Here is a 15,718-nt window from a genome sequence, read left to right as displayed (position 1 = left end):
CGAGTCACCTTTAGCACTAAAGCAACTTGGCAACTACTACTTTCTGACAAATATAACCAAATATTCGCGGATTAGAGCCCGGTTTTTAATGTATTTTGTTGCCCACAAGTTCGGCCTCAAAGACAAAACTCATCTGAGGCAAGACAGAAAATCCTCCGACAGCCGACAGAATGTTTTCTGTCTGAGGACAGAAAACATTCTATTGAAGGACAAAAAAGTATCATTTGTCATTCTCTAATCAAGGAAAAGCACGTCCAAATAAAACAAGAACCACACACCAAAAAGAACTGTATATTAATCGCTTAACACATTAAAATCATTTCAGAACATATACCATACCCTCTTTAGACAAATTGTTATCATTTGTGATTTTAATCGATATGATGCACCATGTGTCAGAAAGAATTTATACTTTTGCACATTAACACACAGGATGTGCAATAACTAACACTATATGGTCAAAGAGAATTTTATCAAACTATACGAGACTTCTTTCAAAGAAAACTGGTCTCTACCAGCATACACAAACTACTCTACCGGAAATACTTACAGCTATGCAGACATGGCTAAGTGGGCGGCTAAAGTACACTTGATACTCGAAAAGATCGGTGTCGAACATGGAGACAAAGTCACCATCGTAGCGAAAGACAGTTCGGAGTGGTGTATGGTTTATATGGGTGTGGTCACTTATGGAGCAATCATCGTACCTATCCTGCCGGACTTCCAACCCGAAGACATCCACAACATCATCACCCACAGTGACTCGAAGGTGGTCTTCTCTACCGGCACTCACATGGAGATGCTTCAAAGCGAAGCAATGCCTCAAGTCCACACAGTAATAGATATAGAGACACTCAAGACAGACATGAGACTTACACGTAACGAGGTCGCTCGCAGTCTTGATGTCGAAGCTTTGTTCGCCAACAAATATCCCAACGGCTTCACCAAGGATGATGTTAAATACAAGGAGATAAGCAACGAAGAAGTCCTTCTCATCAATTACACCTCAGGCACAACCGGATTCAGCAAGGGGGTCATCATCACAGCCAACAATCTTGCGGGCAACGTTGTGTTTGCAAAGATCAATCGGATCATTCGCAGATCGGAACGCATCCTTAGCTTCCTCCCCAATGCACATGCCTATGGCTGTGCATTCAACTTCCTTGCACCGATCGAGGCCGGAGCGCACGTGTATATGCTGGGATCACTCCCCACTCCACGCATCTTGATGAAAGCCTTTGCGGATGTGCGTCCACACCTCATCATCAGCGTACCTCTTATCCTTGAGAAGATGTACAAGAATGTCCTTGTGCCCACGTTGCGTAAGTTCTCAATGAGAGTTCTACTCAGCCTGCCTATCGTCAAGAGTATCATCTACGGTAAGATTCGCAAAAAGCTCATCGACGCCATGGGGGGAGAGTTCAGAGAGTTCATCGTCGGAGGCGCGGCACTGAGTGAAGAAGTGACACACTTCTTACACAAGATCAAGTTTCCATACACCGTCGGCTATGGCATGACCGAGTGTGCCCCACTGATCTCTTACGAAAACAACAAAAAATATGCCCCACTTTCTTGCGGTAAGATACTCCCCGGCCTGATGGAGGTACGCATAGCCGATGTACCGGAGTCACAAGAGCCCGGTGTGGGTGAGATCCAAGTACGTGGCGAACATGTGTGTAAAGGGTACTACAAAAATGAGAGTGCAACCATGGCTCTATTCACTTCCGATGGGTGGCTACGCACAGGCGACCTCGGCATGATCGACAAGCATGGCAACATCTTCATCAAAGGTCGCAGTAAGAGTATGCTACTCGGACCCTCAGGGCAGAACATATACCCTGAAGAGATCGAAGCAAAACTCAATCTTCTCCCTTACATAGCAGAGTCTCTTGTACTACAAAGAAAAGACCATCAACTCGTCGCTCTCATTTATCCTGATGAGACGACCCTCAAGGCTGACAACATCACGACACCCGAAGGTATCCAAAAGGTGATGTCAGAGAACCGTGCCTTACTCAACCAAAATCTTGCGGCGTATGAGCGTGTCGCGGAGTTCAGATTGATGGATCAGGAGTTCGAAAAGACGCCTAAAAAGAGTATCAAGAGATACCTCTACAAAGCAGACTGATCTCCACAACACACATAATATTTGAACCTTGAAGTGCTGAATGAAGTCTTGCCTTCATCCGGCACTTCTTTTTTCGATAAAATTCGTTTGGGACGAATCCACCCATACAGTCTCGGAGTTATCCGATTCTCCGTGCAAACAAAAGAGAGATATATTGGTTTTACCTAAAAACCGTTTTTACCACCATAACACCTCATATAAAGATATGTCAAGAGGAAAGATAATCATCGCAGGGCTCGGTCCGGGAGGCAAAGAAGACATCACCCCTGCCGTATATGAAGCAGTAGCGATGTCGGATGTCATTGTCGGATATAAATATTACTTCACATTTGTAGAAGATATCATCAAGCCCGATGCCGTGTGTATAGACACAGGGATGAAGAAGGAGCGTGAACGCGCCGAAGAGGCTTTCAGATATGCAGAGGAGGGAAAAGTCGTGTGCGTGATCAGTTCGGGCGATGCAGGCATCTACGGTATGTCTCCTCTGATCTTCGAGATGAAGGATGAGAAGAAGAGTGACATCGAAGTCGTTGCCCTACCGGGCATCAGTGCATTTCAAAAGGCGGCATCCCTCTTGGGTGCTCCCATGGGACACGACTTCTGCGTCATCTCGATGTCGGACCTCATGACTCCTTGGGATAAGATAGAGAAACGCATCATCGCAGCTGCACAAGCGGACTTCGTGACAGCCATTTATAATCCTCGCAGTGTGGGGCGTTACTGGCAACTCAACCGACTCAAAGAACTATTCCTCCTTGATCGTGATCCCAATACTCCTGTGGGCTATGTACGCCAAGCTGGACGCGAGGATCAGGAGGTGACTCTGACGACACTGAAAGAGTTTGAACCTGAGGCCACAGATATGTTCACGGTAGTGATTATCGGTAATTCTCAGACATACAACTCTGAGGGACGTATGGTGACACCAAGAGGCTATTATCGAGACGAGGACATCGAAGCGGACAAGATCGGTCAGGAGATCATGATCAAGAGCTTCCGCACGATAGACAGCGAGCTAAAAAATAGAGACATACCTTTGGGTAAAAAGTGGTCTCTGCTTCACTCCATACATACAACGGCGGACTTCGATATGGAGAACATCCTGTACGTGGACGAGGGCGCGGTCGAAGGTCTACACGAGGCCTTCGTATCGGGTCGTCTCAAACACATCATTACAGACGTCACTATGGTGGTATCAGGCATACGAAAAGGAGCACTCGACCGTATGGGCATAGAGGCGAAGTGTTACCTCAATGATCCTCGTGTGGCTGAGATGGCAAAAGAGAAGGGTATAACCCGTACACAGGCCGGTATCCGTTTGGCAGTGAAAGAGCATCCGGATGCCCTATTTGCTTTCGGCAATGCACCGACAGCTCTCATGGAGCTATGCGAACTTGTCCGCAAAGGACAAGCCAACCCGTCAGGCATCATCGCTGCACCGGTGGGCTTTGTCAATGTAAGAGAGTCGAAGCATATGGTCAAACCCTTTGTCAATGTCCCTAAGATCATCGTCGATGGTCGTAAGGGAGGTAGCAACCTCGCAGCGACACTCGTCAATTCGATATTGTCTTACGATGATGCTCACCTGCTTCGTCCCGGCAGAGACCTGTAAGTTTGGCTTATGTTTTACGTTATAGGCATAGACGATAATAGGGAGCAACACCTTGCTCCATCAGTGTTAGAGATCATTGAGAGGCATCGTGTCTTCTCGGGAGGAGCCAGACACTATGAGATCATAAAGCCCTACCTCCCCTCCGAACACGAGTGGATACCCATCATCGTACCGCTATCGAAGGTTATGGATGCGTACCGCGAGCATGAGGATGTGGTCGTATTTGCCTCAGGTGATCCTCTGTTCTTCGGCTTTGCTAACACACTCTTACGAGAGATACCGGAGAGGGGAATCAAGGTGTACCCATTCTTCAACTCATTACAACTCTTGGCTCACCGTCTCTTGATGCCTTATCAAGATATGCACATCGTCTCCCTGACCGGCAGGCCATGGGATAAGTTTGACGAAGCTCTCATCACGGGGTACGAAAAGATAGGTGTACTGACGGACAAAAATGTACATACACCAAGAACCATAGCCCAACGAATGCTTCACTATGGCTACGACAACTACACGATGACCGTAGGAGAACTCTTGGGAAACTCAGAGTGCGAACAAGTATCGACGCATACTCTCCAAGAGGTGTTGGATAAGGAGTTTGCTTACCCAAACAATCTCATCCTGCATCGCACCTACAAAAAGGTCAGAAGACTGGGACTGCCGGAGAGTGAGTTCTATCTACTCAACGGACGTGCCAAAATGATCACAAAGATGCCGATACGCCTGCTCTCGCTCGCTATGCTGGACCTTCGTGAAGCTAAGACATTTTGGGATATAGGCTTCTGCACGGGCTCGGTCAGCATAGAAGCCAAGCTACAGTTCCCTCACCTTCAAGTGATCTCTTTCGAACGTAGAGAGGAGGGCAATAGTCTGATGGAACAAAACACACAAAGATTTGGCACCCCGGGCATTGTCGCAGTGTATGGTGACTTCGCAGACTTGGATGTCTCAGCATACCCTACACCGGATGCAGTGTTTATCGGAGGTCATGGAGGACGGATGTCAGAGATCGTACGCAAGATGAGTGCTCTGATGCCTTCGGGTGCTCCGATCGTATTCAATTCGGTTTCGGAAGAAAGTCGTCGGCTCTTCGAGAGTGCGGTCAAAGAGTGTGGATTACTTATGCAACCGGGAATCCGCCTTGAGGTAGACGAGCACAACCCGATAGAGGTAATGAAAGCTATTAAGAACTAATTCTGATCACACAAAATAAGCATAGATATCATGCCCAGTCAACCTATTTCAAAGGCAACAACATCAGAACCGACACTGGCTATAATCCTCGTATCCGAGGATAGCAAACATTTGGCTCTTACGATACAAAAAGAGCTTCCAAGTGCCAAGATCTTTGCCAAGTCAGCAATTGAAGGTGGTGAGGTAGTCTCTTCGCTTGCGGAGACAGTCGCCCACCTCTTTGACCAAGTCGAAGGCCTGATATTCATCGGTGCAATGGGTATCTGTGTCCGTAGCATCGCACCACACATAAAAGATAAACATACGGACCCGGCTGTCGTCAACATCGATAGCACCGGTCGTTATGTCGTCTCGGTCCTCTCAGGACACGTGGGAGGAGCCAATGACCTGACCTCTCACTTGGCTCGCATATTGGGAGCTGAGGAGGTAATCTCAACGAAGAGCGACAGCACGGGACTATGGGCACTCGATACACTTGGGACTCGTTTTGGTTGGAACACCCGCTCGTCAGAGTCAAACTTCAACCTTCCGCTAACCTTGTTTGTCAATAGGAAAAAGACGGCCCTGCTCCTCGACATCAGAGACAAAGGGACGGACTACCTTGAACGCACTGCACCCGATCACGTGACCGTCTTCTATACCTATAAGGATATCCCCTTGGCAGGATATGAACTATTGATTGCAGTTTCGCCTTTCAAATATCCCGAGACTACTATCCCGACAATATATTTCCATCCGAAAGTGCTTCGTCTTGGATTGGGTTGCAGACGTCTATGTTCGCCGGCAGGTATCCCCGAGTATATTTCTTCGTATCTCTCTGAGCACAATATAGCGGTGGAGTCCATCGCCTCAATCTCGACGATCGAACTAAAAAAAGAGGAGCCTCTATTACACACATTGGCCGAACAATGGGGAGTACCAACCAACATCTATACAGCACAAGAATTGGAAAAGGTAGATATTCCCAACCCATCTGCAAAGGTCGAAGAGGTAACATCCTCTCCGAGCGTATCGGAAGCATCTGCTCTGCAATCATCGGAGTTCGGACTTCTCATCCTCGAAAAACAAAAGGGGAAACTCTCAGAGGGCAATGACTTTACCTTTGCATTAGCTATGGACAGATCTGCTTTGCGTAGCGGTCACATAGAAATAGTAGGTGCAGGCCCGGGAGATCCCGAACTTGTTTCGGTGAGAGGTAAGCACTTCCTTGAGAGGGCGGATCTTATCCTATATGCGGGTAGTCTCGTGCCCATCGAACTGACTCACTATGCAAAGCCTGGTGCAGTCGTACGAAGCTCTGCATCAATGAGTCTTGAAGAACAGTTCGAGATTATGAAGGAGTTCTACGACAAAGGAAAACTTATCGTTCGCCTACATACAGGAGACCCTTGTATCTATGGAGCCATACAAGAGCAAATGGCTCTCTTCGACGCCCACGGAATATCATATCATATCACCCCCGGAATATCCTCATTTCAAGCTGCGGCAGCTGCACTTCGCAGTCAGTTTACCATACCAGAAAAGGTGCAAACTATAATCCTAACACGAGGAGAAGGGCGCACACCGATGCCCGATGGTGAAAAACTGCACCAACTGGCTCGATCTCGCAGCACAATGTGCATCTTCCTAAGTGCGGGTATCGTCGATGATGTCCAACAACAACTTCTCGAACACTACCCACCGCAGACGCCTGTTGCAGCCTGCTATAAACTGACTTGGAAGGACGAGCGCATCTATCGTGGTCAACTCCGGAACTTAGCTAAAATTGTAAAGGAAAATGGACTCACACTTACAACAATGATCGTAGTGGGTGATGCCATAGACAACCGACAAGGCTTGTCTCGCCTGTATGCAGACGAATTCAAACACCTATTCCGAAAGTAATACCCAAGCATATGTCTACAACTTTACCCATCTGTGTCTCCCTCGGCCCGGGAGATCCCGAACTGATCACCTTAAAGGCTCTAAGGACATTACAAAAGGTTGATACCATATACTGCCCTGCAACCATACTCAAAGAAAAGGTAGTCTCTCGTTCATTGGACATCATGCTGGAAGTTGGGATTGACAAACAAAAGATCGAGCTCTTTCATGTCCCAATGAGCAGAGAACGCAGTGGTGCTGAGGAGGCTTACCTTACAGTTGCAAAAAGAATTCGTGAAGATTATGAGAGTGGCAAAGAAATCGCATTCGTTGCAGAGGGCGACTGTGGGTTTTACTCATCAGCACATTATATTTCGGATTACCTCTTTGAGATGGGAATAGACACAGGACGTGTGGCAGGCGTACCGGCCTTCATAGCTTGTGGTGCATTGGCACGGCTACACATCGTAAGCCAAGATGAAGTGCTCAATGTCATCCCGACAAATATCACGACCGAACGTATCTCAGCCATCTTGGGTCAGGGTGGAACCGTCGTTATCATGAAGCTGTCCCTGCACGAAGAAGCCATCAAGAAAGCGATGCAAAGCATCCCGGATGCCACATTTCATTACTTTGAAAATGTCGGACTACCGGATAGGGAGATCTACACGTCTGATAGGGATTTCATCCGCTCTCGAAAGTTTCCTTACTTTGCCATAATGATCATCAAGAGATAGTTTCGTCTATGTCAAATGTCTCCCACGACACATCAGTCGTACCTCCAAAAATTCTCATCATCGGAGGCACAACCGAAGGCAGAATCGCAGTACAGACTTGTGACGAAGCCAACAAACCCTATTATTACTCTACCAAGAGCGACTCTCAAAAGATCGATTGTGTCCATGGTATAAGAATTTCAGGGGGCTTCGATGCCATGGAGATGACAGACTTTTGTAGACAAAATGATATCGGACTTATCATCGATGCTGCTCATCCTTTCGCGATGAATGTACATCGAAATATAGGAATGACCGCCAATGTATGTGATATCCCGGTCGTGCGCATCGAACGAAAGTTTCCCGAACGTAACGACCAAATGCACTGGTTCGACACCTATACTGAAGCCATAAGTTATATGGAGAAACAAGGTATCACAAGACTATTGGCACTTACCGGAGTCAATACCATCAAAGCACTAAAGGACTTTTGGCAGCGACACGAAGAGACTTATTTCCGTATAATGAAACGCCCTGAGTCTCTCGAAGAAGTAGACAAAGCCTCTTTTCCCAGAGAGCGTATCCTCTTCTATGATGAGACAAGAGATGACAGAAGTCTCTTTCAACGCATCCGACCACAGGCAATCATAACCAAGGAGAGTGGAGATGCCGGAGGGTTTACAGACAAGACCGATGTAGCTCTCGAAATGGGGATCCCCGTCTTGGTGATACGTCGCCCAGCCTTACCTTATCCTCCCCATTCTATCGTCTACGGCAAGTATGGACTCAGACGATCCATCGAAGAGATACTACCGCTCTTCTATGACTTGAAGATCGGCTACACAACCGGTTCGTGCGCAACAGCGGCAACAACGGCTGCAATGACAACACTACTTACCGGAAAGATACTTGGCGAATGTACCATATCTCTCCCAAACGATGAACCTATAACCATACCTATCGAAACCACAGACATCTCTTCGGAAGAAAAAGTAACGTGTGTGGTAAAAAAATACTCGGGGGATGACCCCGATGTCACAAACGGTACAGCCATCTGCTCAACTGTCGCTCTGAATGACACCCATTCCGATATTCGCTTTTTACAAGGAAAAGGGGTGGGGGTGGTGACTCTTCCCGGCTTAGGATTGAAGATCGGAGAGCCAGCAATCAACCCCACCCCTCGCATGATGATGATACGTGAAATCACTCGCCTCCGTCACCTTTACTGCGAAGACACATCCATAGGTGTGGACATCATCATCTCTGTCCCTGCAGGAGCAGAACTCGCCAAACGAACCTTCAATCCCAAAATTGGCATCATCGGAGGCATCTCCATCATAGGCACCTCCGGAATAGTCAAGCCTTTTTCATCAGAAGCATTTGTCAATTCGATAAAAGCAGAAGTACGCGTAGCTAAATCTATGGGACTTGACCGCCTTGTTATCAACTCAGGAGCGAAAAGCGAAAAGTATCTTAGAGCCCTTTATCCTGACCTACCCTCTCAAGGATTTGTTCACTATGGGAATTTTATCGGAGAGACAGTAAAAGCTGCAGCTGAAGAAGGCTTCAAGCACCTCACCATGGGCGTAATGATCGGTAAGGCAGTCAAACTTGCAGAGGGCAACCTTGATACCCATAGCAAGAAAGTGGTGATGAACAAAGACTTCATCCGGTCTCTTGCCCAAGAAGCAGGGTGCACATCGAACGAAATTGAGGCTATCTCAAAAATTACCTTGGCCAGAGAAATATGGGAAATCATTCCGAAATATCGCACCAAGGATCCACAAACCACAACTCCATTTTATACCCTCCTTGCTCACAAATGCTACGAAGTCTGTGCCCCTCTGATTCCGGAAGGAACCATTACAATCTTCCTCATAACAGAGTCCGGTGAACTCATTCACTAAAGCTTGCAAAAAATACTATTGTGTTATTACAATAGGTTCAATGGTATTATTCTGATAATGAGCAACAGATGGGATATTGAAATAATCATATAGAAACTCATAAGCATTGTGTTATTTTTTTCATAATAAGGACAAGAACAAGTATTTACTTATATAACATCACAAAGCACAAGTAAAAGCATCCACAGATCATAAAAATATTTACGAACAAACCCAGCAAACATATCAGATATTAAATAATCAAAAAATAAATCCCCGAAGATAAACTCTCACCAAACACAGACATGTCGACAGATAAGGACAAGAGGCAGATAAAAGAAATAAAAAAAGACGGGATTCTATCGTTTTAATATCGAGATAAAGAACTCCCTATATATTTTATCATATCCTAGCACCTAATACAGTTGTTAACTCTTAGTTATCACAAGGGTTGCGGTTGTTAATATTACTATTATGCGTTCTTTTTTTGTATATCTTTGGGCTCATATATTTTTAGTTTTGAAATGCTCCTCCGGGCAGGATTTTATGTGTACCCCTTATACTGCCTGCGGGGATCATTTTTTTCATCACTCAATCAAATTGTGTTAAGGGTGTACTATTTCTTATGATGAATAGACTATTTGTAAATGTTGGACGACTACTCATAGGGCTATCCCTGATTTTGGGAACGAACTATGCCCTGACCAATGAGGTTCGTGCACAAGTGAAGAAGAAGGTGGTTTCCGTTTCCTTCAGAGAAAAGAGCCTGGCATCAATACTGGATTTCATTTCGGCTCAGACGGAATATAGTGTTACCTATGACAATGACGTCAAGTCTTATCCTAAGACATTGACAGTTTCTTTTGACAATGCTGCACCACTAAAAGCCATCCAAGAAATCCTTAATGGCTCTCCATTTACCTACAAGGTAGAGGGGAAAAAGGTAACAGTCTACAAACTTCAAACGGCCTCAACTGCTGCACAGACCGGCAAGTCAATAACCGGGGTTGTGCAGGAAGCCAATGGTAGCCCCCTACCCTATGTAACGATACAGCTCAAGGGGACAAAGTCCGGTTGTAGGACAGGGCTTGACGGAGACTTCAAGTTGGAGGTCAATGCCAATCAGGGAGAGATCATCGTAACCAGCGTAGGGTTTGAACCACAGACTGTAAAGTACACCGTGGGCAAACCGATAAAAATAGTAATGAAAGAGTCTGTAAACACGCTTGGGGAGGTCTCTGTCATCGCTTATGGGGAGCGTAACACAAGAGAGATCGTCGGCTCAATGTCTTCGATCAAAGGAGAACGCATACAAGACATGCCTACTCCTTCAGTCGAAACATTACTTCAAGGACAAATGTCCGGGGTCGAAGTAACCAACCTCTCCGGTTCTCCTGGTGGTGGCGGCACAAGCATTGTAATACGTGGACATAGCTCTTTGAATCAGAAGGGTATAAACAATGGTTCTCCGCTATTCGTCATTGACGGTGTACCGGTGAAGACAGACTCTTCAGAAGAGACTGCCGGGATCAACCCGTTGGCAAGTTTGGATCCATCGACGATCGAGTCTGTAGAGGTTCTTAAGGATGCTGCGTCAGCGATCCTTTATGGTTCTCGTGCAGGTAATGGGGTCGTTTTGGTCACAACAAAAAAGGGGAAAGCCGGAAAAAGCGAGTTCAACGTAAGTGTTTCTCAGTCTTTTACATGGCTACCTCGTACCCCTCTTCAAGTGATCGGTAAGAGAGAGAGAGACTTCCGTATCAAGCAGGCGAAAAAGCAGGTCATTGCGAACTATGATTGGGGAACAGAAAGTAGTATCATCCCCAAGAACCATAAAGACAGCTATGGCTGGGATCCTAACTATGGTGGTTCCTACGACTATTTATGGCGCAATGGTAACCTCTTGGATGAAGACAGACGTTTACCAACACTCGTACAGGACTCTCTCAACACATTCTATAACAACAGAACGAACTGGTACGATTATGCATTCCGTGTCGGAAAGGTCGTAAAGGCTGACCTCACTGCGACAGGTGGGACAGAGAACGTAAGATATATGATAAGTACCGGTGTGTACGATGAGAGTGGTATTATGATCAACTCAAAGTTCAGCCGTGTCAGCTTCATGTCCAATCTTGATATAAACCTAACACCAAAACTCAAGGGGTTTGCAAACGTGAATCTCGCATACATGAGCAAAGCTGGAGGTGATCAGGGTCGTGCACAGGGACTAACAATAGACCCTAAGCAAACCCCTTCTCTACTCCCTGGGAAGGGTTCTATAGCAGAAGAAATAGCTGTACAACAGCTTCGAGATATTGAAGAGAAAAACAGCAACTACAACGTAAGACTCAATCTTGGGCTACAATACAACGTAATCAAGGGCCTTACTCTTAGTTCTTCAGCTGCTGTAAATCACTACTTGACTCGATCTAACCGATTTACACCAAACTACCTCAACTTTAACAATCTCACAAGCTCACAAGGACGAGTCTATGGGATGACTTCTATTCAAAATGAGAATATCTTCAACTACACCAAAAACATCGGAGATACTCACAATTTTGATTTCACAGGTGGTGTCACCTTCAACAGAGATGCGATAGAGTCTATCACAGGCATGGCATATGGTGGACCGGGTAATAACATCCACTATATAGGGGACGCTTGGCCTCAGATCCGCATCGATGCAGCCGGAAATCACGAAGCTCTCCAAAAGGTTACTACAAACTTTGAAGAGCAGATCATGATGAGTTATTTGGGGCGCTTCTCCTACAACTACAAGAAGAAGTATCTTGCAGACCTTTCGTTACGTTCTGACGGATCTTCTGTATTTGGTAGCAAGGTAAGGTGGGGTATGTTCCCTGCTGTCGCTCTTGGTTGGGCATTCAGTTATGAACCATTCATGAGAGACTTCTGGTGGTTGAGCTTTGGTAAGCTTAGAGCTTCATGGGGACGTTCGGGTCAGAAGTTCCAAGAAGCCTATCTCGCTCACGGTATCATGCAAGAGAATAACAACTTTTTTGGAGAGTTGGGCTTGCAGCCATCGATCATCGCCAATAACAAATTGACTTGGGAGAAGAGTGATCAGTACGACTTCGGTCTTGACCTTGACCTCCTCAACTATCGCTTGAAGCTAAAACTCGACTACTACTACAAATACTCCAGTGCTCTCCTAATGCAGATCCCCCTCCCCGGAGACGTATATCTGTTGAGCGAAAAGTGGGACAACTCTTCTGCCATATCAAATGAAGGTGTGGAGCTTGAGCTACACGCAGATATCCTAAGAGATAAGGCATTCAATTGGAGTGTAGACTTCAATATCTCTCGCAACTGGAATATGTTCAGAAAGTCATATGGCAATATTGACTTGGATGACAAGGTCCTTGGACGTCCGATCTACGGAATCTACACCTACAAGGATGAAGGTATTGTCCAAAGAGAAGAAGAAATACCTTACTATTATGACCAAAGAGGTTATCGTCGCCCTCTCTACATAGGTGGCGAACAGTATCCACTCAGAGTCGGAGGACGCAAGATCAAAGACCAAAATTCTGACGGAAGGATCGACCTTCAAGACAGATACTATGCCGGCAGTACGATTCCTCTTGCTTATGGAGGTTTTACCAACACTTTCTCGTGGAAAGGCTTCAGGCTGAATATGCTCTTCAACTATTCGCTCTCTCGTAAAGTAATGAATATGGTGAAAAGCAGTGCATTTAACTTCAACAAATCTTTCGGCACACTCATGGATGATCCCGAAAGGTATAAATTCTGGGAAAAGCCGGGTGACAATGCGGACTACCCATCATTGGAATTCTCTGATAATGGTTATAGAGGACAGTTCGATGGAGATATCGCATCCAATATAGAGAATGTCAGCTTCCTCAGACTTAAGCAGCTTATCCTATCTTACACCATACCGGAGACATACACTAAAAAATTGGGGATGAAGACCCTTCGTGTATATTTGTCCGGAGAGAACTTGTTCTTGCTCACAAACTACTCAGGTATAGATCCGGAGATCATCGATCCTCATACAGGGAAGGATACCGGAGATAGCTATCCGCTCAACAGAAAGTTTACTGTTGGTCTGAATATTAAATTTTAACAGAACATGGAAATATGAAAAAGATATACGCCCTGACCCTGTCTACTCTTCTCCTTAGTTCATGCAACTTGGACTTGATCCCGGAGAATGCCTTGACCTATACAAATGCATTTGTCACAGAGACAGACCTCAATACAACAACGTCGACCATACATCTTCATCTCTCTACGATTCCGGATCTTGCCATCGGGTATGAGCTTGGAACCATCGCTGACGAAATCAGAGATGGAGAAGAGTTGAGGGATTGGAGTCCTATCGCTGTAAAAAGAAGAAACCCTAGTTGGACAAATTTCTACAACACGATATACTCTTCCAACCTCCTATTGGACAATATCCATCGTACGAAAAACTTGTCTGAGGATCGAAAGAATTATCATAGAGGGCAGGCCCTTTTTGCAAAGGGTTTATCCTACTTCTCCTTGTCAAGAAACTTTGGAGTAGCCGTAGTCACTGAGAATTCAGAACGACTGACTGCATATCCGCTCAGTTCAATGTTGGAAGTCATCGACGCCTCCATATCTGCAGCAGAAGAAGGCTTCTCAATCTTGCCTGTACATGCCGAACTTAAACGTATGTCAGGAACTCCGGTTCCCAACAAACAGTTTGCATCTAAAGGCTCATGCGCAGCACTTCTTGCCCATGCCTATGCTTGGAAAGGGTCATTGATTGATCTGTTTAAGCTTGATGGTGACTCTCAGGAGGCTTATAGGAAGTCTATAGAGTACGCATCGAAGTTGATTGATGGTACAGTGGGTAACTACTCACTACAGCCCAATCCTGAAGAGCTATGCAAGGCTCTGTCCAACCCGATGCAGGAAAATCCGGAAGAAATTTTTGTTTTCGCATTTGACCGTTACAGATCAGAATATACAGTGTCATCTAACCCTTATTCGGGATATGTAAGCTGGCCAACGAACAAATATGTCTTGCTTGGAGATATAAAATTCTCGACAAACTACCGTTTGTACACCTCTACTGTAGAGAAGATGTATCCGGATGCGGGAGACCAGAGACGTCAAGCTTACTTCTATGAGTGGGGCACTCCTCATGTCGTGGACGGTCAGGATTATGCCATCATGAATAAGTATAGAGAAAGTGTCTATACCATCGACCAGTTTGACCCCAATGGAGGATATTATCGCTCTCTCAATGCACACTATACTTTCTGGCGCTTGGCTGACATCATCCTACTCCGTGCCGAATGTTTGGCTAAGCTTGGCAGAGACGGTGAGGCTACCAGAGATCTTAATCAAGTTCGTGAGCGTGCCGGAGCGACTGCGTTTCCTGCACCTCATGATGGCGATCTTAAAAAAGCAATTTTCAGAGAACGTGAACGAGAACTTCTTGCTGAGAGTGATCACCGATACTACGATATATTGAGGAATAACTATGTGTCCACAGAACTTCGTGGAAAGTTCAATGTATTGACCCCTGCAGAGATTAGAGATGGAGCTTTGTTCTTGCCAATCCCTGTTTCAGCTTATCAAGACAAGAGCGGACAAGTCATCAATACACTCATTTATCAAGGTAAATATTGGAGTCTATACATGTAATTCATTTGACAATTTATTATGATGAAACATATATTGAATTTTACTATTGCAGCCGTAGTCACCATGTTTACTATGGCATCATGCACCAAGTTTGATATTGTCGATACAGGCTCATCGAATGGCGATCATGACATGGTCATGTGGGACTATTTCAAAGCTGATCCATACAATTGGGACTCAATAATGGTGATGGCTAATCATGCCGGAGTCAAAGACATATTTGACGGAACGAGTAAGTATGGTAAGGATATCACCTTCTTCGGTATCACGAACCACAGTATTCGCAGATACCTCCTTACAAATGATCTTCAAAAGGTTACAGACATACCCGCAGATGAATGTAGAGAGATCATTCTCTCAAATCTCATCGCAGGGGCAATGCTGGTGGACGACTTCATCGAAGGGAAACCATCTGAAGACACAAATGAGCTCATCGGAACAGGAGGCAAGAAGTACACCACTTTCTCTGGTAAAACACTTTGGATTTACACCATAAAAGAACCTTTTGGTGGAGTACCTCAAGCCGGAGCGAAGTCCATTCAGATCGTCGCACTCGACACCCAAAAGAGAATCAGGGTTGCCTCAACCGATATTAAAACTCGTACCGGAGTTGTGCAAGCTTTGGACTACAATTTTACGATAAAGGACATTTAAT

9 protein-coding genes are annotated in these 15,718 nt (G+C 45.6%); all 9 read left to right on the top strand.

Features of this window, described 5'->3' with window-relative positions; genetic code table 11:
- Positions 1-454 precede the first annotated feature (454 nt).
- Positions 455-2,128 (top strand): AMP-binding protein, encoded by a 1,674-nt coding sequence (locus EL262_RS02040; RefSeq protein WP_025837934.1) that lies wholly within the window; start codon positions 455-457, stop codon positions 2,126-2,128.
- Positions 2,129-2,333: 205 nt separating this feature from the next.
- Complete coding sequence (gene cobJ / locus EL262_RS02035; protein ID WP_078735650.1) at positions 2,334-3,740, top strand: precorrin-3B C(17)-methyltransferase; 1,407 nt, start codon at positions 2,334-2,336, stop codon at positions 3,738-3,740.
- A gap of 9 nt (positions 3,741-3,749) precedes the next feature.
- Positions 3,750-4,934, top strand: a complete 1,185-nt coding sequence (locus EL262_RS02030) for a bifunctional cobalt-precorrin-7 (C(5))-methyltransferase/cobalt-precorrin-6B (C(15))-methyltransferase (RefSeq protein WP_025837932.1) — start codon at positions 3,750-3,752, stop codon at positions 4,932-4,934.
- 30 nt (positions 4,935-4,964) lie between these two features.
- Positions 4,965-6,818, top strand: a complete 1,854-nt coding sequence (cobM, locus tag EL262_RS02025) for a precorrin-4 C(11)-methyltransferase (RefSeq protein ID WP_051522706.1) — start codon at positions 4,965-4,967, stop codon at positions 6,816-6,818.
- 11 nt (positions 6,819-6,829) lie between these two features.
- A complete protein-coding gene (cobI, locus tag EL262_RS02020) occupies positions 6,830-7,534 on the top strand; it encodes a precorrin-2 C(20)-methyltransferase (protein WP_025837928.1) in 705 nt (234 codons plus the stop codon).
- 8 nt (positions 7,535-7,542) lie between these two features.
- The gene (gene cbiD, locus EL262_RS02015; RefSeq protein ID WP_051522705.1) at positions 7,543-9,420 is read left to right on the top strand and encodes a cobalt-precorrin-5B (C(1))-methyltransferase CbiD; all 1,878 of its coding nucleotides are present in this window, start codon (positions 7,543-7,545) and stop codon (positions 9,418-9,420) included.
- A gap of 604 nt (positions 9,421-10,024) precedes the next feature.
- Positions 10,025-13,510 carry a SusC/RagA family TonB-linked outer membrane protein gene (locus EL262_RS02010; RefSeq protein ID WP_078735651.1) on the top strand — a complete coding sequence of 1,162 codons (3,486 nt, stop codon included), beginning with the start codon at positions 10,025-10,027 and terminating at the stop codon, positions 13,508-13,510.
- 14 nt (positions 13,511-13,524) lie between these two features.
- Positions 13,525-15,063 carry a RagB/SusD family nutrient uptake outer membrane protein gene (locus EL262_RS02005; protein WP_025837924.1) on the top strand — a complete coding sequence of 513 codons (1,539 nt, stop codon included), beginning with the start codon at positions 13,525-13,527 and terminating at the stop codon, positions 15,061-15,063.
- A gap of 18 nt (positions 15,064-15,081) precedes the next feature.
- The gene (locus EL262_RS02000; RefSeq protein WP_234394700.1) at positions 15,082-15,717 is read left to right on the top strand and encodes a fasciclin; all 636 of its coding nucleotides are present in this window, start codon (positions 15,082-15,084) and stop codon (positions 15,715-15,717) included.
- Position 15,718 lies beyond the last annotated feature (1 nt).

Origin of the sequence: Porphyromonas cangingivalis, from assembly GCF_900638305.1 — a bacterium.
Classification (GTDB): Bacteria; Bacteroidota; Bacteroidia; order Bacteroidales; family Porphyromonadaceae; genus Porphyromonas_A; species Porphyromonas_A cangingivalis.
This window is presented reverse-complemented; position numbering and strand designations above follow the sequence as displayed.